The 20758-nt window shown below is 63.0% G+C and carries 18 protein-coding genes; 15 read left to right on the forward strand and 3 right to left on the reverse strand.

Going from position 1 to position 20758, the window contains the following annotated elements:
- Positions 1-64: 64 nt before the first annotated feature.
- The 14 genes from BT125_RS15405 to BT125_RS15470 all read left to right on the forward strand — a co-directional run bounded on the left by BT125_RS15405 (position 65) and on the right by BT125_RS15470 (position 15589).
- Positions 65-1687: a methyl-accepting chemotaxis protein gene (locus BT125_RS15405; protein ID WP_072408198.1), complete on the forward strand. Its 1623-nt coding sequence runs from the start codon at positions 65-67 to the stop codon at positions 1685-1687.
- Entirely contained in the window at positions 1687-2223 is a 537-nt protein-coding gene (locus tag BT125_RS15410) for a chemotaxis protein CheW (RefSeq protein WP_072408200.1), read from the forward strand. Before BT125_RS15405 ends, BT125_RS15410 begins: the two co-directional genes overlap by 1 nt.
- On the forward strand, positions 2220-3485 hold the full coding sequence (locus BT125_RS15415) for a CheR family methyltransferase (protein WP_072408202.1): 1266 nt from the start codon (positions 2220-2222) through the stop codon (positions 3483-3485). The genes BT125_RS15410 and BT125_RS15415 overlap by 4 nt, the downstream gene beginning before the upstream one ends.
- On the forward strand, positions 3482-4150 hold the full coding sequence (locus BT125_RS15420; protein WP_072408204.1) for a chemotaxis protein CheW: 669 nt from the start codon (positions 3482-3484) through the stop codon (positions 4148-4150). The genes BT125_RS15415 and BT125_RS15420 overlap by 4 nt, the downstream gene beginning before the upstream one ends.
- Complete coding sequence (locus tag BT125_RS15425; protein WP_072408206.1) at positions 4147-6411, forward strand: hybrid sensor histidine kinase/response regulator; 2265 nt, start codon at positions 4147-4149, stop codon at positions 6409-6411. The genes BT125_RS15420 and BT125_RS15425 overlap by 4 nt, the downstream gene beginning before the upstream one ends.
- Positions 6408-7418, forward strand: coding sequence for a chemotaxis response regulator protein-glutamate methylesterase (locus tag BT125_RS15430; RefSeq protein ID WP_072408208.1), 1011 nt, complete (start codon positions 6408-6410; stop codon positions 7416-7418). Before BT125_RS15425 ends, BT125_RS15430 begins: the two co-directional genes overlap by 4 nt.
- A gap of 45 nt (positions 7419-7463) precedes the next feature.
- Positions 7464-8465 (forward strand): response regulator, encoded by a 1002-nt coding sequence (locus tag BT125_RS15435; RefSeq protein WP_072408210.1) that lies wholly within the window; start codon positions 7464-7466, stop codon positions 8463-8465.
- Between the two features lie 275 nt (positions 8466-8740).
- A protein-coding gene (gene prfB, locus BT125_RS15440) for a peptide chain release factor 2 (protein WP_106273574.1) occupies positions 8741-9836 on the forward strand; the annotation gives its coding sequence in 2 pieces (ribosomal slippage) (positions 8741-8812 and positions 8814-9836; 1095 coding nt in all).
- Between the two features lie 108 nt (positions 9837-9944).
- Positions 9945-11447 carry a lysine--tRNA ligase gene (gene lysS / locus BT125_RS15445; protein WP_072408212.1) on the forward strand — a complete coding sequence of 501 codons (1503 nt, stop codon included), beginning with the start codon at positions 9945-9947 and terminating at the stop codon, positions 11445-11447.
- A gap of 101 nt (positions 11448-11548) precedes the next feature.
- On the forward strand, positions 11549-12265 hold the full coding sequence (locus tag BT125_RS15450) for a TetR/AcrR family transcriptional regulator (RefSeq protein ID WP_072408214.1): 717 nt from the start codon (positions 11549-11551) through the stop codon (positions 12263-12265).
- 74 nt (positions 12266-12339) lie between these two features.
- The gene (locus BT125_RS15455; RefSeq protein ID WP_072408216.1) at positions 12340-12894 is read left to right on the forward strand and encodes a hypothetical protein; all 555 of its coding nucleotides are present in this window, start codon (positions 12340-12342) and stop codon (positions 12892-12894) included.
- Positions 12895-12930: 36 nt separating this feature from the next.
- Complete coding sequence (locus BT125_RS15460; protein WP_072408218.1) at positions 12931-14208, forward strand: flavohemoglobin expression-modulating QEGLA motif protein; 1278 nt, start codon at positions 12931-12933, stop codon at positions 14206-14208.
- A gap of 149 nt (positions 14209-14357) precedes the next feature.
- Positions 14358-15263, forward strand: a complete 906-nt coding sequence (locus BT125_RS15465) for an alpha/beta hydrolase (protein ID WP_072408220.1) — start codon at positions 14358-14360, stop codon at positions 15261-15263.
- Positions 15260-15589 (forward strand): PA3694 family proteiin, encoded by a 330-nt coding sequence (locus BT125_RS15470; protein ID WP_003184997.1) that lies wholly within the window; start codon positions 15260-15262, stop codon positions 15587-15589. Before BT125_RS15465 ends, BT125_RS15470 begins: the two co-directional genes overlap by 4 nt.
- A gap of 182 nt (positions 15590-15771) precedes the next feature.
- Here the strand turns inward: BT125_RS15470 and BT125_RS15475 are convergent, their stop codons facing one another.
- From BT125_RS15475 to BT125_RS15485, 3 genes are all read right to left on the reverse strand, one after another.
- Positions 15772-16560, reverse strand: a complete 789-nt coding sequence (locus BT125_RS15475; protein ID WP_072408327.1) for a lipotoxin F family OmpA-related lipoprotein LptF — start codon at positions 16558-16560, stop codon at positions 15772-15774.
- Between the two features lie 51 nt (positions 16561-16611).
- A complete protein-coding gene (locus BT125_RS15480; RefSeq protein WP_003198164.1) occupies positions 16612-17025 on the reverse strand; it encodes a DUF4398 domain-containing protein in 414 nt (137 codons plus the stop codon).
- Between the two features lie 387 nt (positions 17026-17412).
- The gene (locus BT125_RS15485) at positions 17413-17757 is read right to left on the reverse strand and encodes a pilin assembly protein (protein WP_072408222.1); all 345 of its coding nucleotides are present in this window, start codon (positions 17755-17757) and stop codon (positions 17413-17415) included.
- Positions 17758-17937: 180 nt separating this feature from the next.
- Here BT125_RS15485 and ppc point away from each other — a divergent pair, with 180 nt between their 5' ends.
- The gene (ppc, locus tag BT125_RS15490) at positions 17938-20568 is read left to right on the forward strand and encodes a phosphoenolpyruvate carboxylase (protein WP_072408224.1); all 2631 of its coding nucleotides are present in this window, start codon (positions 17938-17940) and stop codon (positions 20566-20568) included.
- The last annotated feature ends 190 nt before the right edge of the window (positions 20569-20758 follow it).

The following is a 20758-nucleotide window of genomic DNA, read 5'->3' on the forward strand; positions in this document are numbered from 1 at the left end:
CCATACAGACGCCACGCCGCCCTCGGCTATACTCCCCAGCATTTCAAGTGCCCGAGGTTTTACTGTGAAGAATTGGACATTGCGCCAACGCATCCTGGCGAGTTTTGCGGTGATCATCGCCATTATGCTGCTGATGGTGGTTGTCTCTTATTCACGGTTGTTGAAGATCCAGGACAGTGGCGAAAAGGTCCGGACCGATGCGGTGCCAGGGGTGTACTTCAGTTCGATGATCCGCGGTGGCTGGGTCGACAGCTACGTCCTGACCCAGCAAATCGTCGGCCTCTCGGGGAACCGGGAAATCACCGCCGAGGACAAGGCCCGCTACCAGGGTTTCGAGCAGCACCTGCGCGAAGAGATACAGAACTACCAGAAGTTGATCCAGAACCCGGCCGACCAAGCCTCGTTCGACGAGTTCGAGGCCTTCCACCTGGCGTTCAATCAGGCGGTGGCAAAGGTCCTGGACTTGTACCAACGCAAGGACTACGAGGGGGCACGGCTGGCGCTGGAGAAAGACCTGACGCCCGCATGGATCGGTGGTCGCGGGCATTTGAATCAAATCATCGAACGTAATCGCGAGCTGGCGGAAAGCGCCACCCAGACCATTGGCGACGCGGTGACGGCGGCCAAGGTCGCCATGGGCCTGTCGTTCCTGGTTGCGCTGACCGTCGCCGTACTGTGCGGGCTGTTGTTGATGCGAGCGATCATGGCGCCGATGAACCGCATCGTCGAGATCCTTGCGATCATGCGCAGCGGCGACCTGAGCGGGCGCCTGAACCTGGCGCGCAAAGATGAATTCGGCGCCGTGGAAACCGGCTTCAACGACATGATGGCCGAACTGACCTCGCTGGTGTCCCAAGCGCAGCGCTCTTCCGTGCAGGTCACCACTTCGGTCACCGAGATCGCCGCCACCTCGCGCCAGCAGCAGGCCACGGCCACCGAAACCGCCGCCACCACCACCGAGATCGGCGCGACGTCCCGGGAAATCGCCGCCACCTCCCGGGACCTGGTGCGCACCATGACCGAAGTTTCCACCGCCGCCGACCAGGCTTCGGTGGCCGCCGGCTCCGGCCAGCAAGGCCTGGCGCGCATGGAGGAAACCATGCATTCGGTGATGGGCGCCGCCGACCTGGTGAACGCCAAGCTGGCGATCCTCAACGAGAAGGCCGGCAACATCAACCAGGTGGTGGTGACCATCGTCAAAGTGGCCGACCAGACCAACCTGCTATCCCTCAACGCGGCCATCGAGGCCGAGAAGGCCGGTGAGTACGGGCGCGGTTTCGCCGTGGTGGCCACGGAAGTGCGACGCCTGGCCGACCAGACCGCCGTGGCGACCTATGACATCGAGCAGATGGTGCGCGAGATCCAGTCCGCGGTGTCGGCCGGTGTGATGGGCATGGACAAGTTCTCCGAAGAAGTGCGCCGGGGCATGGCCGAAGTGCAGCAGATCGGCGAGCAACTGTCGCAGATCATCCATCAGGTCCAGGCCCTGGCCCCGCGGGTGTTGATGGTCAACGAAGGCATGCAGGCCCAGGCCACCGGCGCGGAGCAGATCAATCACGCCTTGGTGCAACTGGGCGATGCCAGTAGCCAGACCGTGGAGTCCCTGCGCCAGGCCAGTTCCGCCATCGACGAGCTGAGCCAGGTCGCCGTGGGGCTGCGCAGCGGCGTCTCGCGTTTCAAAGTCTGATGGGTGAGATCGATACCCGGCGTGGCGCCGCACCGACGGCCCGCCAGTCGTTGTTCCTGGTGTTCAGCATCGGCAACGAACGGTACGCTCTGCAGGCCAACGATGTGGTGGAGGTGCTGCCGCGCTTGCCCCTCAAGCCGATTGCCCGGGCACCGTCCTGGGTGGCGGGGGTGTTTGCCTGGCGCGGCACGATGGTGCCGGTGATCGACCTGTGCGCCCTGACGTTCGGCCAGAATGCCGAGGCCCGGACCAGTACGCGGTTGGTGCTGGTGCGTTATCAAAGCGACGGGCAACAAGCCGGGCAAGTGCTGGGATTGATCCTGGAACAGGCGACCGACACCGTGCGTTGTGATCCGGCCGATTTCAAACCCTATGGCCTGGACAATCGGCAGGCCCCGTACCTCGGCCCCGTACGCGAGGATGCCCACGGATTGCTGCAATGGGTGCGGGTCAATGACCTGCTCGACGAATCCGTTCGGGCGCTGCTGTTTCCTGCGCCGCCGCTGGGCCTCGACGACCTCGGGGCAACGCCATGAACAGCGATCAACGTTTTTTCGATTTTCTCAAGGAACGCATCGGCCTCGATGTGACCTCCGTCGGCACCGCGATCATCGAGCGGGCCGTGCGCCAACGGATCAGTGCCGTGCCCGGGCGAACCGCCGATGAGTATTGGCAGGCCCTGCAGCATTCGGCCACGGAGCAACAGGCGCTGATCGAAGCGGTGATCGTCCCGGAAACCTGGTTCTTCCGCTATCCGGAATCCTTCGCGACCCTCGCCAGGCTGGCCGTCAAGCGCCTGGCGGAGATCAAGTACCTGCGTGCGCTGCGCATCCTCAGCTTGCCGTGCTCCACGGGCGAAGAGCCTTATTCCATTGCCATGGCTCTGCTCGACGCGGGCCTGGGGCCGCATCAGTTCAAGGTCGACGGCCTGGACGTCAGCCCGCTGTCGGTGGCGCGGGCCAAGGACGCGCGCTACGGCAAAAACTCCTTCCGTGGCGCCGACCTGGGTTTTCGCGAACGGCATTTCGACGTCGCAGACGAGGGTTACCGCCTCAGTGAACGAGTACGTGAACAGGTGCGCTTGCAGGTGGGCAACCTGCTGGATCCGGCCTTGCTGGTGCACGAGGCACCTTACGATTTTGTGTTCTGTCGCAACTTGCTGATCTATTTCGACCAGCCGACCCAGCAGCAGGTGTTCCAAGTGCTCAAGCGCCTGACCCATCAGGACGGCGTGCTGTTTATCGGCCCCGCCGAGGGCAGCTTGCTGGGACGCCTGGGCATGCGCTCGATCGGGATAGCCCAATCGTTCGCCTTCAGCCGCCACGGGGCTGTGGAGCCTCAACCGGTGCCGGCGTTGATGCCGCCACCGTTGCCGATTCGTCAGCCGCCGCCCCGGGTCGTTGCGCCGGTGATTCGGCCGCGGCCGTTTACCGCGAACGTCACATCGATTGCTCCACCCAAGAGCAGCGACGCCGCGACCTTGCTGGCCAATATCGCCGCCCTGGCCAACGGTGGCAAAAGCGCCGAGGCCCGTGGGGCGTGCGAAGAGTATTTGCGCAGCCATGCGCCGAACGCCCAGGTGTTCTACTGGTTGGGCCTGCTCAGCGACATGGCCGGCAGCGCCCTTGAAGCCCAGGGTTTTTATCGCAAGGCGCTTTATCTTGAACCGCAACACGCCGAGGCCCTGGTGCATCTGGCGGCGCTGCTGGCTTCCCAGGGAGACGCGGCCGGAGCCCGTCGATTGCAGGAACGCGCCGCCCGTAGCGGGCGCACGGCGGACAGTGAGCACAAACGATGAGCGGTTCGGCTTCTTACAACGTCACCCATGACGATGCCCGGGCAATCGATGATTGCTGGAACCGCATCGGGGTGCATGGCGATAAATCCTGTCCATTGTTGGTCGAGCATATCCACTGCCGCAATTGCGCGGTGTATTCGGCGGCCGCCACCCGGCTGCTCGACCGTTACACCTTGCCGCAGGACCAACGGGACTTGTCCCTGGCCCCGGTGGACAACGAGGTGGTCACACGCTCGCTGCTGATGTTCCGCCTCGGCGAGGAATGGCTGGGCCTGACGACGCGCAGTCTGGTGGAAGTGGCACCGTTGCAGCCGATCCACTCGTTGCCCCACCAACGCTCACGGGCCTTGCTGGGCGTGGCGAATGTGCGCGGGGCACTGGTGGCCTGCCTGTCGCTGGTGGAACTGTTGGACCTGGAGCCCGGCGCGGCGGTTGCCGGTACACGGGTCATGCCGCGCATGTTGATTGTCGCGGCCAAGGGCGGGCCGGTGGTGGTGCCGGTGGATGAGGTGGACGGCATCCATGCCATCGATGAACGCATCCTGGCGAGCGCTTCGCCGTCGGCGGGCAAGTACACCCGTGGGGTGTTGCCCTACAAAGGCCGCAGCCTGCGTTGGCTGGATGAAGAACAGCTGCTGTCCGCCGTGGCCCGGAGCCTGTCATGACCCCTGACCAGATGCGCGACGCCTCATTGCTGGAACTGTTCAGCCTGGAAGCCGAAGCCCAGGTCCAGGTGCTGAGCACCGGCTTGCTGGCCTTGGAGCGCGATCCGACCCAGGCCGACTACCTCGAGTCGTGCATGCGCGCGGCGCATTCCCTCAAGGGCGCGGCACGGATCGTCGGGGTGGACGCCGGTGTCAGCGTGGCCCACGTCATGGAGGATTGCCTGGTCGGTGCCCAGGAGCGGCGCCTGGTGCTGGGGGCCGAGCACATCGATGCCTTGCTGCAAGGCACTGACCTGCTGACGCGCATCGCCACGCCGGGCAACAACGTCGGCGCCCCTGACATCGACGCCTATGTGGCGTTGATGGGGCGTTTGCTCGACCCCAACGCTGCTCCAATGCCGGCGCCGGTACCGACAGGCATCGAGGTGCCTGTCGACCCCGTCAGTGTCGAGCTGCTCGTTCCGGAACCGTTCGCGGCACCGGAGCCGGCTCCGAAGAATAAACGGGTCACTGAAGGCGGCGAGCGGGTCTTGCGGGTCACGGCCGAACGCCTCAACAGTTTGCTCGACCTGTCGAGCAAGTCCTTGGTCGAGACCCAGCGCCTCAAGCCCTGGCTGGCGACGCTGCAACGGCTCAAGCGCCAGCAAGGCACGGGCTTGCGCGCCCTTGAAGAGCTGAACGTGCATCTCAAGGACCATGCCCTGAGCCTCCAGGCCCAGGAAGCCCTTGGCGATGCCCGCCGCTTGCTCGCCGAAACCCAGCAGTTGCTGGCGCAGAAAACCGTCGAGCTGGATGAGTTCGCCTGGCAGGCCAGTCAACGGGCGCAGGTGCTGTACGACACGGCGCTGGCCTGTCGCATGCGGCCGTTCGCCGATGTGCTGTCGGGGCAGGTACGTATGGTCCGTGACCTGGGCCGCAGCCTGGGCAAGCAGGTGCGCCTGGAGATCGAAGGTGAGAAAACCCAGGTCGACCGCGATGTGCTGGAAAAACTCGAAGCGCCACTGACCCACTTGCTGCGCAACGCCGTGGACCACGGCATCGAAGCCCCGGAGCAACGGATACTGGCCGGCAAGCCCGCCGAAGGCCTGATCCGCCTGCGCGCCTCTCATCAGGCTGGTCTGCTGGTCTTGGAGTTGGCGGACGACGGTGCCGGGGTAGACCTGGAGCGGGTGCGCCGCAGCATTGTCGAGCGCGGTCTTTCTCCCGAGCAAACCGTCGCCAGCCTGAGCGAAGAGGAACTGCTGACCTTTCTGTTCCTGCCTGGTTTCAGCCTGCGCGACAAAGTCACCGAAGTGTCCGGGCGCGGCGTCGGCCTGGACGCGGTCCAGCATATGGTCCGGCAGTTGCGCGGGGCGGTGGTGCTGGAGCAGACGGCGGGCGAGGGCAGTCGTTTCCATCTCGAGGTGCCATTGACGCTGTCGGTGGTGCGCAGTCTGGTGGTGGAAGTCGGCAATGAGGCGTATGCCTTTCCCCTGGCCCACATCGAACGCATGTGCGACCTGGCGCCGGAAGATATCGTCCAGGTCGAAGGGCGTCAGCATTTCTGGCACGAAGGCCGGCATATCGGCTTGGTCGCCGCCAGCCAGTTGCTCAATCGCCCGCCGACGCAGAACGGCGGCCAGACCCTCAAGGTCGTGGTGATCCGCGAGCGCGAGACGATCTACGGTGTGGCGGTGGAGCGGTTCATCGGCGAGCGAACCCTGGTCGTCCTGCCCTTGGACGAACGCCTGGGCAAGGTCCAGGACATTTCCGCCGGGGCCCTGCTCGACGATGGCTCGGTGGTGTTGATTATCGATGTCGAAGACCTGTTGCGCTCGGTGGAAAAATTGCTCGATACCGGGCGCCTGGAGCGCATCGCCCGGCAGGACCAGGCCCAGGCCCCGCGCAAGCGGATCCTGGTGGTGGACGATTCCCTGACCGTGCGCGAGCTGCAACGCAAGTTGCTGCTCAATCGCGGCTACGACGTGGCGGTGGCGGTGGATGGCATGGATGGTTGGAATGCGTTGCGCTCAGAGGATTTTGACTTGCTGATCACCGATATCGACATGCCGCGCATGGACGGTATCGAGCTGGTATCGCTATTGCGGCGCGACAACCGTTTGCAGTCGTTGCCGGTGATGGTGGTGTCCTACAAGGACCGCGAAGAAGATCGTCGCCGTGGCCTCGACGCCGGCGCCGACTATTATTTGGCCAAGGCGAGTTTCCACGACGACGCCTTGCTCGACGCCGTGGTTGAATTGATCGGAGGGGCCCGCGCTTGAAGATCGCCATCGTCAATGACATGCCCCTGGCGGTCGAGGCCCTGCGTCGCGCCCTGGCGTTCGAGCCGGCGCATCAACTGGTCTGGGTGGCCGCCAACGGAGCCGAGGCGGTGCAGCGTTGCGCCGAATACACCCCGGACCTGATCCTGATGGACTTGCTCATGCCCATCATGGACGGGGTGGAGGCCACTCGGCGGATCATGGCCGACAGCCCCTGCGCTATCGTGATAGTCACCGGGGACAGCCAGCAGAACGTCCACCGGGTGTTCGAGGCCATGGGCCATGGCGCGCTGGATGTAGTCGATACCCCGGCCCTGGGCGTCGGTAATCCGGCAGACGCGGCTGCACCGCTGCTGCGCAAGATCGCCAACATCGGCTGGCTGATCGGTGAGCGCAACAAGCATGAGCGCCCCGCACCGGCGGCGCTGCGAACGGCGGTGTCGCGCAAGAGCCTGGTGGTCATCGGGTCGTCGGCGGGCGGGCCGGCGGCGCTGGAGGTGCTGCTCAAGGCGTTGCCGCGGGACTTTGCCCCAGCGATCGTGCTGGTCCAGCATGTGGATGAGGTGTTCGCCGCAGGCATGGCCGAGTGGCTGGGCAGTGTTTCGGGTCATACGGTGCGCCTGGCCCGGCACGGCGAGACGCCGCAAAGTGGCACGGTGTTGCTGGCCGGGACCAACCATCATCTGCGTTTGTTGAAGAACGGCACCCTGGCCTATACCGCCGAGCCGGTGAACGAGATCTACCGGCCCTCCATCGACGTGTTTTTTGAAAGTGTCGCCCAGTACTGGAGCGGTGACGCGGTGGGCGTACTGCTCACCGGCATGGGCCGCGACGGTGCGCAAGGGCTTAAACTCATGCGCCAGCAGGGCTATGTGACCATCGCTCAGGACCAGCGCAGCAGCGCGGTGTATGGCATGCCCAAAGCAGCGGCCGCCATCGATGCCGCTGTCCATATTCTAGCCTTGGACGCCATCGCGCCACGGCTGTTGGAGATTGTGACCCCATGAAGAACCCCGCGAGCCTTGCCCCAGGCCGTACCCAGGTAGGCCATCATGAATGATCTGCAGCTCGACGATTTCAAGCGCGATGAGAACGCCGCCATGGTCTTGCTCGTCGACGATCAGGCGATGATCGGCGAAGCGGTGCGGCGCGGGCTGTCGAATGAAGAAAACATCGACTTCCACTTCTGCTCCGATCCCCACCAGGCCATCGCCCAAGCGATTCGCATCAAGCCGACGGTGATTCTCCAGGACCTGGTGATGCCCGGCCTGGATGGCCTGAGCCTGGTGCGCGAGTACCGTAACCATCCCGCCACCCGCGATATCCCGATCATTGTCCTGTCCACCAAGGAGGACCCGCTGGTCAAGAGCGCGGCGTTCGCCGCCGGGGCCAACGACTACCTGGTCAAGCTGCCGGACAACATCGAACTGGTGGCGCGCATCCGCTATCACTCGCGTTCCTACATGATGCTGTTGCAGCGCGACGCGGCCTATCGCGCACTGCGAGTCAGCCAGCAGCAACTGCTCGACACCAACCTGGTGCTGCAACGATTGATGAACTCCGACGGCCTGACCGGGCTGTCCAATCGCCGGCATTTCGATGAGTACCTGGAGTTGGAATGGCGCCGGGCGATGCGCGACCAGAGCCAACTGTCGCTGCTGATGATCGACGTGGACTATTTCAAGGCCTACAACGACAACTTCGGTCACCTGGAAGGCGACGAGGCCCTGCGCAAGGTCGCCACGGCGATCCGCGAGGCGTGCAGCCGTCCGTCCGACTTGCCGGCCCGCTACGGCGGCGAGGAGTTCGCCCTGGTGCTGCCTGGCACCTCGCCGGGCGGCGCCCGGTTGATGGCCGAAAAGCTGCGCCAGAGCGTAGTCGCCCTGAAAATCCCCCACACCACACCCGATGGCGGCGAGAACCTGACCGTCAGCATCGGCGTCTCGACCGTCACGCCGCAGCAAGGTGGCGATTGCCGGCAACTGATCTCGGCGGCGGACAAGGGGCTGTACCTGGCCAAGCACAATGGGCGTAATCGGGTGGGGGTCGAATAATACAGCTGGGCGAGGTGGCTTTCGTGGCGAGGGAGCTTGCTCCCGCTGGGCTGCGCAGCAGGCCTGAAACCAGACGGCTCGGAGTATCAGATGAGTTGAGTCGCTCCTTTTGGGGCTGCTGCGCAACCCAGCGGGAGCAAGCTCCCTCGCCACGGGGCCGGTGTTCAGCCATATCCCTGAGTTTCATGCCTAAAGCCGCCAGGCGGGCTGCCGCTGGCGTTTGATTACGTTATACTCGCCGGCTTTCAAAAGTTCGCCAACGAGTGCTGCCCGCCATGGAAATCAACCCGATCCTTAACACCATCAAGGACCTGTCCGAGCGCTCCGAAACTATTCGGGGGTATCTTTGACTACGATCAAAAGCATGAGCGCCTGACCGAAGTCAATCGCGAGCTTGAAGATCCGAGTGTCTGGAACAACCCATCGTACGCCCAGGAACTGGGCCGCGAGCGTTCTGCGCTGGCGCAGATCGTCGAGACCCTGGACGAGTTGTCCAGCGGTCTGGCCGATTGCCGCGACCTGCTGGACATGGCTGTCGAAGAGAACGATGAAGGCGCGGTCGGCGATGTCGTCGCCGAGCTGACACGCCTCGACGAGAACCTCGCCAAGCTGGAATTCCGTCGCATGTTCAGCGGCGAGATGGACATGAACAACGCCTACCTGGACATCCAGGCCGGTTCCGGCGGCACCGAGGCCCAGGACTGGGCCAACATCCTGCTGCGCATGTACCTGCGCTGGGCTGACAAGCGTGGTTTCGACGCCACCATCATGGAACTGTCGGCCGGTGAAGTCGCCGGGATCAAGGGCGCCACCGTGCACATCAAGGGCGAATACGCCTTTGGCTGGCTGCGGACCGAGATCGGCGTGCACCGCCTGGTGCGCAAGAGCCCGTTCGACTCCGGCAACCGTCGCCACACCTCGTTCTCGGCCGTGTTCGTTTCGCCGGAAATCGACGACAACATCGAGATCGAGATCAACCCGGCGGACCTGCGCATCGACACCTACCGTTCCTCCGGGGCCGGTGGCCAGCACGTCAACACCACCGACTCGGCGGTACGGATTACCCACGTACCGACCAACACCGTGGTCAGCTGCCAGAACGAGCGTTCCCAGCACGCCAACAAAGACACCGCGATGAAGATGCTGCGGGCCCGCCTGTACGAGCAGGAAGTGCAGAAGCGCAACGCGGCGTCCCAGGCGCTGGAAGACACCAAGTCGGACATCGGCTGGGGTCACCAGATCCGTTCGTACGTGCTCGACGCCTCGCGGATCAAGGACCTGCGTACCAGCATCGAACGCAGCGATTGCGACAAGGTGCTCGACGGCGATATCGATGAATACCTGATCGCCAGCCTCAAACAAGGGCTGTAACGCGACACCCATGCGGCGGGCGGGCACGCTTCCATCAAGAAGCGCGGCTCGCCCGCAAACTCCGGCCCGGGCCGGGGGCAACGAACCTGTGATGGAATCCTTAAAGACATGAGCGACCTAGAACTCGACCCGCAAGCCCTGCAACAGGAAGAAAACTCCCTGATCGCCCTGCGCAAGGAAAAGCTTGCTGCCGAGCGCGCCAAGGGCCAGGCCTTCCCCAACGACTTCCGCCGCGACGCCTACTGCGACGTTTTGCAGAAGCAGTATGCGGACAAGACCAAGGAAGAGCTGGCCGAGGCGGCGATTCCAGTCAAGGTGGCCGGTCGTATCATGCTCAATCGTGGTTCGTTCATGGTGATCCAGGACATGACCGGGCGCATCCAGGTCTACGTCAACCGCAAGACCCTGTCGGAAGAAACCCTGGCGGCCGTCAAGACTTGGGACCTGGGCGACATCATTGCCGCCGAAGGCACCCTGGCCCGTTCCGGCAAGGGCGACCTGTACGTCGAGATGACCAGCGTGCGCCTGCTGACCAAATCCCTGCGCCCGCTCCCGGACAAGCACCACGGCCTGACCGACACCGAGCAGCGCTATCGCCAGCGCTACGTCGACCTGATCGTCAACGAAGAGGTGCGCCAGACCTTCCGTGTACGTTCGCAAGTCATCGCTCACATCCGCAGCTTCCTGATGAAGCGTGACTTCCTGGAAGTCGAGACGCCGATGCTGCAGACCATCCCTGGCGGTGCGGCGGCCAAGCCGTTCGAAACCCACCACAATGCCCTGGACATGGAAATGTTCCTGCGCATCGCGCCGGAGCTGTACCTCAAGCGGCTGGTGGTCGGTGGGTTCGAGAAAGTCTTCGAGATCAACCGCAACTTCCGTAACGAAGGCGTTTCGACCCGGCACAACCCCGAGTTCACCATGCTCGAGTTCTACCAGGCCTACGCCGACTACGAAGACAACATGGACCTGACCGAGGAGCTGTTCCGCGAGCTGGCGCAGCTTGTTCTCGGGACTACCGACGTGCCGTACGGCGACAAGGTGTTCCACTTCGGCGAGCCGTTCGTGCGCCTGTCGGTGTTCGACTCGATCCTCAAGTACAACCCTGAGATCACCGCCGCCGACCTGCAGGACATCGACAAGGCCCGCGCCATCGCCAAGAAGGCCGGCGCCAAGGTGCTGGGCTTCGAAGGCCTGGGCAAGCTGCAAGTGATGATTTTCGAAGAACTGGTCGAGCACAAGCTGGAACAGCCGCACTTCATCACCCAGTATCCGTTCGAAGTCTCGCCGCTGGCCCGTCGCAACGACGAGAACCCAAGCGTGACCGACCGTTTCGAGCTGTTCATCGGTGGGCGTGAAATCGCCAACGCCTATTCCGAGCTCAACGATGCCGAAGACCAGGCCGAGCGTTTCATGGCCCAGGTGGCCGACAAGGACGCCGGCGACGACGAAGCCATGCACTACGATGCCGACTTTGTGCGCGCCTTGGAGTACGGCATGCCGCCGACCGCCGGCGAAGGCATCGGCATCGATCGCCTGGTGATGTTGTTGACCAACTCACCGTCGATCCGGGATGTGATTCTCTTCCCGCACATGCGGCCTCAAGCGTAAGTGCTTCAACTAAAAAGCCGCCTGGAAGGGCGGCTTTTTATTGCCTGTCTGGTACAAACGTATCAATTGGTTAGTTTTTCAAAGAGCGAGGAAGACCTGTCGTGAATCGTGCAATGGCTTCAGAAGGTGCAGCGGGCGTCGCCACGGCTGTCGCTGAAAGTGTTCAGTACCAGGGCCGCAAGGCCAGCCGACAGGGCAGTGAGCAGCGTCGCCAGGAGATTCTCGATGCGGCCATGCGCATTGTCGTGCGCGATGGCGTGCGCGCGGTGCGTCATCGCGCGGTGGCCGCCGAAGCGGGCGTGCCGCTGTCGGCCACCACGTATTATTTCAAAGATATCGATGACCTGCTCACCGACACTTTCGCCCAATACGTGGAACGCAGCGCAGCGTTCATGGCCAAGTTGTGGGCCAACAACGAGGGCCTGCTGCGGGAAATGGTGGCCTATGGTGACGGCAGCGCTCAGTCGCGTTCGCAACTGGCGGATGACATTGCCCGGATGACCGCCGATTACGTACGCCATCAACTGGACAGTCGTCGTGAGTACCTGATGGCCGAGCAGGCCTTTCGCCAGGAAGCCCTGCTCAACCCGCGCCTGGCGGAGTTGGTGCGCTCCCACCAGCAGATTTTGCTGCACGGCACGTGTCAGTTTTTCCAGGTATTAGGCTCCCGCGAGCCGCAACAGGATGCCAAAGTGTTGACGGCGATTATCGGACGGATGGAATATCAGGGCTTGCTCAATGGCGCCGAGCCGGTAGCCGATGAAGATATGCTCGGCATCCTGACCCGCTACATGCACCTGGTACTGGCGTCGGTGTGACCCTTTTTGGGTTACAGCAGCCCCTTGTGGCGAGGGGATAAATCCCCTCGCCACAGATGCCATAGGGAGTTCAAATGAAAGCCTGGCGTGCCGTTGTACTGGCCGTGTCGTTGCTGCTGCTCAGTGGCTGCCTGGTGTCGTTCAAGGCGCCGTTGCCTGACAGCGAAGCCGCGCCCGCGGGCCTGCTCGGCCACTGGACCAGCACCAATGCCTGGGGCGAACCGTTGAACCTGGAACTGACGCAGGTCGGCAAGCACCGCTACCAGGCCATCAGCTACTTCAGGGCCAGGCCCCATGAGCGCGAAGCCATTCCCCTGACCGTGTCCCGTCACGGCAGCCGCTGGTACCTGTCGGCCAAGGTACCGGCCCGCTATGGCGGACATTTCCTGATCGCCGGTTTCGAATTGACCGATAAACAGGAGTTGGTGATCTACAACCTGGACCTGGAGCAGATCAACCAGGCCATCGGTCAGAAACTCCTCAGCGGCCAACCGAACCAGAGCGAGGAGGGAGAAGGTGTGTTGGTGGACAGCGACATGAACAAGGTTTTCAGCTACCTCGACGATCCGGCCAATTCCGATGTGTTCTCGGAAGCCGTGCGTTACCAGCGACTGGCCAAATCCCAATAATTGCTACAAGCGGACGTTTTTTCACAGGAGTTCCGGGTGGACGATTACCAGCAGACGATACGCACCTTGTCCGATCGCATTGTGCTGGCGCAAACGCCGATTCGCATCCTCGATGCGGTGAAGTGGGACGAGAATATCCGCAAGGGGTTTCTCAAGGCCAAAGGCAAGGAAATGCCCGCGGTGGATCGCGACTATTACCTCAACCGGCCACTGTCCTTCGATTCCAGCAAAGTGAAGCTGGAGTTCCAGAACATCGAGCGTGACATCACCCGTCAACTGGGGCAGTTCAACCCGGTTGGCCAGATCATGCGCCGCATGTGCAAGGAATACCGCATGGTGGTGCGCATGCTCGAAGCCCGTGGCACCGAGGATTTTGGGCTGATCTCCCAGGAACTCTATGGCGCCGCCTCCGATGCCTTCCACGCCGGCGATCCGACCCTGGCCGACCTGGGCCTGATGCTTTCCGATTACCTGAATAACATCGATGGCCGTGGCGACCTCAAGGACGAGCCGAAAGTCCTCAGCGCCAAGGAAGCCGTCAACCTGTTGCAGCACCGCCTCAACCGGGTGTTCGGCGAAGCCGAGGAAACCATCCGGGTGTTCGAGTCCGATGGCATCGTGGCCGACGCGGCGGCGGGCGCGGACTACATCAAGATCCGCACCGATGCGATGTTCAACGAGCGCGATGTGCGGGCGCTGGAGGTCCATGAAGGGCTGGTGCACGTCGGCACCACCCTCAACGGCCTGAACCAGCCGATCTGCACCTTCCTGTCCAAGGGCCCGCCCTCGTCCACGGTGACCCAGGAAGGTCTGGCGATCCTGATGGAAATCATCACCTTTGCCTCTTACCCGAGTCGCCTGCGCAAACTGACCAACCGCACCCGGGCCATTCACATGGTGGAGGAGGGCGCCGATTTCCTGCAGATCTTCGAATTCTTCCGCGAGCAGGGTTTTGAAATGGCCGAAAGCTATGGCAACGCCAGCCGGGTGTTCCGTGGCTCGGTGCCGACCGGCCTGCCATTCACCAAAGACTTGTCCTACCTCAAGGGCTTCATCATGGTTTACAACTACATTCAGCTGGCCGTGCGCAAAGGCAAGCTGGAGCAGGTGCCGCTGCTGTTCTGCGGCAAGACCACCCTTGAGGACATGCGCACGTTGCGCCAGTTGGTGGACGAAGGCCTGGTGGTGCCGCCCAAATACCTGCCCGAGCAGTTCCGCGACATGAACGCCCTGTCGGCCTGGATGTGTTTCTCCAACTTCCTGAACCACTTGAGCCTGGACCGGATCGAAGCGGATTATTCCAATATCCTTTAAGCATCACACTGCCCAATTGTGGGAGCGGGCTTGCTCGTGAAAGCGGTGGGTCAGATAACGATGATGTCGACTGACCCACCGCTTTCGCGAGCAAGCCCGCTCCCACAGGGGACTGTGTTCCAATTCTGTTTTTTGCGAGGTTTCACCGGATGCGAATCCTCGGCATCTTTTGCCTGCTGCTGGCCCTGAGCGGTTGCAGCTCACTGCTGTTCTACCCCGAGCGCGGCCTGCCGTTTACCCCCGAGCGGGCCAAGCTCGAGTACCGCGACGTCACCCTGACCACCGCTGATGGCCTCAAGCTGCGGGGCTGGTGGCTGCCCGTCAAACCTGGCGTGGAGGTCAAGGGCACGGTGCTGCATTTGCACGGCAACGGCGGCAACCTGGCCTGGCACCTGGGCGGGAGCTGGTGGTTGCCGGAGCAGGGGTATCAGGTGTTGATGGTCGATTACCGGGGGTACGGCGTGTCCGAAGGCGAGCCGAGCCTGCCGGCGATTTACCAGGACATCGACGCCGCGTTCCAATGGCTCGATCAGTCGCCCGATGTCCAGGGCAAGCCGCTGGTGCTGCTCGGCCAGAGCCTGGGCGGTTCGCTGGCGGTGCATTATCTGGTGGAACATCCCCAGCGGCAACGGCAGCTCAAGGCCTTGGTGCTCGATGGCGTGCCGGCCAGTTACCGCGACGTCGGGCGCTTTGCCTTGAGCACATCATGGATGACCTGGCCGTTCCAGGTGCCGTTGTCCTGGCTGGTGCCGGACGGTGACAGCGCGATCAGTTCCGTGGCGCAATTGAATGGCGTACCGAAATTGATCTATCACAGCTTGGATGACCCTATCGTGCCTCTTTCCAATGGCATTCGTCTGTATCAAGCTGCGCCGCCACCGCGGGTTCTGCAACTGACTCGCGGCGGCCATGTGCAGACATTCGCCGACCCGACCTGGCGCACCGTGATGCTGCGCTACCTCGACGACCCCCAGCACTTCGACGGCCTGCGTCGCTTGGGCGAGGTCCCGAACTACCCGAAATCACCCGTTGAATCTGCTGAGAGTGCGCAATGAGCGAAGAACGTAACGCCATCCCCCTGATCATCACCGGTATCTGCAGCATCATCGGCACCGTCGCGGTGCTGTGGTACTACGGTTACCTGCACTTCGCCAAGCCCGAGGACGCGTTGCTGCTCAACCAATTCACCATGCTCAAGACCGTGCCGGGGGAGGACTACAAGGTGTCCCTGGAACCGGCTCCCCAGGTCGCCCAGTGCATCGATGGTGTGCTGGTGTTGTTCGACACCGAGCAGAAAGGCCTGACCGGTGTGCTGATCAACGAGAAGAAACGCGCGGTGCGCTGCATGGGCCAGGAGACGCCGCAGAAGCTTCAGCCGTAACCCCAAGGACGCTACAAACCCCCTGTGGGAGCGGGCTTGCTCGCGAAGGCGTCGGGTCAGCTACCTACTACAGTGACTGACACACCGCCTTCGCGAGCAAGCCCGCTCCCACAGGGGAATAAGCCATTAAAAAGCCCCGCCTGATTGAAGTCAGGCGGGGCTTTTTTGTTGCACTCAGCCGATCAGTTGGCGCTCATGGTCGAGCGCGGAGCCACTGGCTGGTTGTCGTTGGAGATGGTCACTTCCACGCGACGGTTCATGGCGCGGCCCGAGACGCTGGTGTTGTCGGCCACCGGGAATTCCTTGCCGTAGCCCTGAGTCACGATACGGGCTGGGTCTACGCCCATCTTCACCAGCTCGGTGCGCACGGAGCTCGCGCGGCGTTCCGACAGCGACTGGTTGTAGGAATCCGAACCGGTGCTGTCGGTATAGCCTTCGATGATCACCTTGCGGTCCGGGTTTTCTTGGAGGAACTGCGCCAGTTTGTTTACGTTCGTTATGCCGCTGGCGCGCAGGTCGGACTTGTTGGTGGCGAACAGCACGTCGCCGAAGGTCACCAGGGTGCCGCGTTCGGTCTGTTTGGCGTTCAGGCTGTCCTGCAGTTGCTTGATCTGCGCGTTGCGAGCGTCGAGCAGCGCACGGGCGCGTTCGTCGCCGGCGTTTTTCAGCTCGGCTTCGGCGTTGCGCAGGGCGATGGTCTGCTTGGCCACTTCGACGCGCTGATTGGTCAGGTAGGCCAACTGGTCGACCTTGGCTTCGTCTTCCTTGTCCAGGTAGGCCTTGTCGGCCTTGGCCAGGAAGTCGGCGGCGTCTTTGGTTTCCAGCGCAGCTACCTTCGTCGCGGCCGGGTCGGCCTGCAGGCCGTTGTAGTTGGTCCGCGCCTGTTCCAGGTTCGCGTTCGGGTCATGGGAGCAAGCGGCCAGGGCTACGCAGGCTGCGAGCAGGGCGGGCATCATCAAGTGTTTGTGCATCATAGTCTGTCGTCCTTTTATCAATGAGAAGTACGTCTTGGCGTGAACGGCTTACTGAACCTTGTTCATGCCTTCCTGACGCAGTTCCTGAACCCCTTTCTGAGAATCCTTGAGTGCTTGTTCGGCCTTGGCGGCCTGGGCCTTGCGCTCGGCGACGCGGGCATCCCACTCGGCCTGTTCGGCCAGTCGCTTGGCTTCGTCGTATTTCTTGTCATGCATGGCGATTTCGGCTTGCTTCAGTTTGTCCTGGGCCGATTTCATTTCCACAGCGGCGAATTCGGTGCCGCCGGCGCTGACCGCGCTGTTGACCGCCGATTGGGTCACTGCGTACTGCTCAGACGGTGGATTGCCGGCGCAACCGGCGAGAATGAAGCTGCTGCCGATCGCCAGGGCAGCCAGCTTCAAGCCGCGAAGGCCAGTGGATGAGGGTTTGGCAGTGCAGGTATTCATAGGCTTCAACTCCATTGGAAAACTCCTGAAAAAACGACAAATCCATGCTGGGACCGAAACCGTGACGTCTGGTTAGGCGTTGGCGCCAAGGCGCGTTTATTTAAACAACCGTTCCAGTATGGTTACTCGGTGTGACCCGATGCGTTTTTCAAAAGTTCAGCGAGGATGGCCATTCGCCAAAAGGAATTACTGACTGATCGGTCAGCGGCAGAAAAGCTGAACTTTCAGGGCGCGCAGCGGTATTCCCGGCGTAGGGAACGTGCGTTTTTTTGGAGGGCGCGTGCGTAGGCGCTGCCGAGCGAAGCGAGGCTGCGATCTTTCCCCTGCCGCTTGAGTCTCAAACGAAAAGATCAAAAGATCGCAGCCTTCGGCAGCTCCTACAAGATTTGCGCTGTAGGGAAATCAGTGTTTGGATTTGTCGTTCTGCAAGGAAAGTTCGTGCAGATGCCGACGGGACAACGCGAGAAATCGCGGGGTCGGGCCCACGTCTTCGTACAGCGGGTCACCTTCTTCGTCGGTGGCCACGACTTGTGAACCCTTGATGTAGGGGAAGCTCGCTTCCAGCTCTTCCAGCGCGGCCCCGATCAGTTCGCCCAGTAGCTCCTCGGGGTGGCGCTTGGGGTACATGTCGCAAATCGCCGCCAGGCGCGCGGCGGCTTCCACGTCCAGATGGATCGTGTAGCCGGTCTGGGTCAGGCGACCCTTGGCGTTTTCTTCCCAATGCTGGGCAAGCTCACGAATTTTCATGATGACCTCAATCAGCCTGCTCGTGGCAGTCGCGGTGAGTGACAAGCCGTTGTGTGGCTTACTCATGAGACTAGCTTTGTTGGACAAGGTTTAAAGTCCCTTCGTCGCTTGTCATAAGCGGCGGGCATCGGCACTCTCTAAGCCAAGAGCTGTCCGGATTTTTTTGCTGGAGAAATGCTGATGACCGATATCGATGCCCGCTTGCGCGAGGATGTCCACCTGCTCGGCGAACTGCTGGGCAATACCATCCGCGAACAGTACGGAGACACGTTTCTCGACAAGATCGAGCAGATCCGCAAGGGGGCCAAGGCGGACCGACGCGGCTCCGTGGACGCCGAACTCAGCGCCAGCCTCAACCAACTGAGCGAGGACGAATTGCTGCCGGTGGCGCGGGCGTTCAACCAGTTTCTCAACCTCGCCAACATTGCCGAACAGTACCAACTGATCCACCGTCGCGACGAGTCGCAACCGGCGCCTTTCGAAGCACGGGTCCTGCCCGAGCTGCTCGCCCGGTTGCGGGCCGAGGGCCATGGTGCCGAGGCGCTGGCCCGGCAGTTGGGTCGCCTGGAGATCGAACTGGTCCTCACGGCCCACCCCACGGAAGTGGCTCGCCGTACGCTGATCCAGAAATACGACGCCATCGCCGCGCAATTGGCCGCCCAGGATCACCGCGACCTGACCAGCGCCGAGCGCGCGCAGATTCACGAACGGCTGCAGCGCTTGATCGCCGAAGCCTGGCACACCGAAGAGATCCGCCGCACCCGACCGACCCCGGTGGACGAAGCCAAGTGGGGGTTCGCGGTGATCGAGCATTCGCTGTGGCAGGCCATCCCCAATTACCTGCGCAAGGCCGATCAGGCCCTGCATGCCGCCACCGGCTTGCGTCTGCCGCTGGAGGCCGCGCCGATCCGCTTTGCCTCATGGATGGGCGGCGACCGTGACGGCAACCCGAATGTCACTGCCGCCGTGACCCGCGAGGTGCTGTTGCTGGCACGGTGGATGGCGGCGGACCTGTACCTGCGTGACGTTGACCAACTGGCGGCCGAGCTGTCCATGCAAAACGCCAGTGAGGCCTTGCGTGCCCAGGCCGGCGACAGCGCCGAACCGTATCGCGCCGTGCTCAAGCAACTGCGTGAACGCCTGCGCGCCACCCGCAACTGGGCCCACGCCTCCTTGAGTGCCGCCACGCCACCCGGCGCCGAGGTGTTGCAGCACAACCGCGAACTGTTGGACCCCTTGGAGCTGTGCTACCACTCCCTGCACGAGTGCGGCATGGGCGTGATTGCCGACGGGCCGTTGCTCGATTGCCTGCGCCGGGCGGTGACCTTCGGCTTGTTCCTGGTGCGCCTCGATGTGCGTCAGGACTCGACGCGTCATAGCGCCGCCATGACGGAAATCACCGACTACCTGGGCCTGGGCCGCTATGAGGATTGGAACGAGGAGCAGCGCATCAGCTTCCTGCTCGAGGAGCTGAACAACCGGCGCCCGCTGCTGCCGGCCCATTTCAAGCCGTCGGCCGACACCGCGGAAGTGTTGGCGACATGCCGGGAAGTGGCGGCGGCGCCAGCGGCGTCCCTGGGTTCCTATGTGATCTCCATGGCCGGCGCGGCTTCCGATGTCCTCGCCGTGCAGCTGTTGTTGAAGGACGCCGGCGTGTTGCGGCCGATGCGGGTGGTGCCGCTGTTCGAAACCCTGGCCGACCTGGACAACGCCGGGCCGGTGATCGAGCGGCTGTTGCTGCTGCCCGGCTATCGCTCACGGCTGCAAGGCCCCCAGGAAGTGATGATCGGCTATTCCGACTCGGCCAAGGATGCCGGAACCACGGCGGCGGCCTGGGCACAGTATCGGGCCCAAGAGCGGCTGGTGGACATCTGCCGCGAGCAGCAAGTCGAACTGCTGTTGTTCCACGGTCGTGGCGGCACCGTGGGCCGTGGCGGCGGTCCGGCGCATGCGGCGATCCTGTCCCAGCCACCCGGTTCGGTGGCCGGGCGTTTCCGCACCACCGAACAAGGCGAAATGATTCGTTTCAAATTCGGCCTGCCGGACATCGCCGAACAGAACCTCAACCTTTACCTCGCCGCGGTGCTTGAAGCGACGTTGCTGCCGCCGCCGCCACCCACGCCGCAGTGGCGGGACTTGATGGACGAACTGGCGGCTGACGGCGTCAGTGCCTACCGCGCCGTGGTGCGGGAGAACCCACAATTCGTCGAGTACTTCCGCCAGTCCACCCCTGAGCAGGAACTCGGGCGCCTGCCCCTGGGCAGCCGTCCGGCCAAGCGTCGGGCCGGCGGCATCGAAAGCCTGCGGGCGATCCCGTGGATCTTCGGCTGGACCCAGACGCGCCTGATGCTGCCGGCCTGGCTCGGCTGGGAAACCGCACTGAGCAAGGCCCTGGAGCGCGGCGAAGGTGAGTTGCTGGGGCAGATGCGCGAGCAATGGCCGTTCTTCCGGACCCGCATCGATATGCTGGAGATGGTGCTGGCCAAGGCCGACGCCGATATCGCGCGCTCTTACGACGAGCGTTTGGTGGAACCTGGGCTGCTGCCTTTGGGTGCGCATTTACGCGACCTATTGTCGCAGGCCTGCTCGGTGGTCCTTGGCTTGACCGGTCAGTCGCAGCTACTGGCACATAGCCCAGCCACGCTGGAATTCATTCGCCTGCGCAACACCTACCTCGACCCGTTGCACCTGTTGCAGGCCGAACTGTTGGCGCGCTCGCGGCAGCAGGATGTCGCCCAGGGCAGCCCCGTGGAACAGGCGTTGCTGGTGTCTGTGGCGGGGATTGCCGCCGGTTTGCGCAATACCGGCTAACATCAGTCAGCGCACCGAAACGGCTCGTCCGGCATTCCCGGGCGTTGTCCGCTGGGGGAGGGAGCAGGTCGAGCAGGCGACAGTTTGTTGTTCGGTTGCGACGCTCGCCACCCCCTCCGAAGGTCGTATCGGGCGCGGGTTACTCCGACTTTCGGCGGCTTGTGTGGGTCGGGCCTGCTGTGTATCTTGA

This window comes from Pseudomonas sp. NFACC04-2 (assembly GCF_900119265.1).
GTDB lineage: Bacteria > Pseudomonadota > Gammaproteobacteria > Pseudomonadales > Pseudomonadaceae > Aquipseudomonas > Aquipseudomonas fluorescens_AA.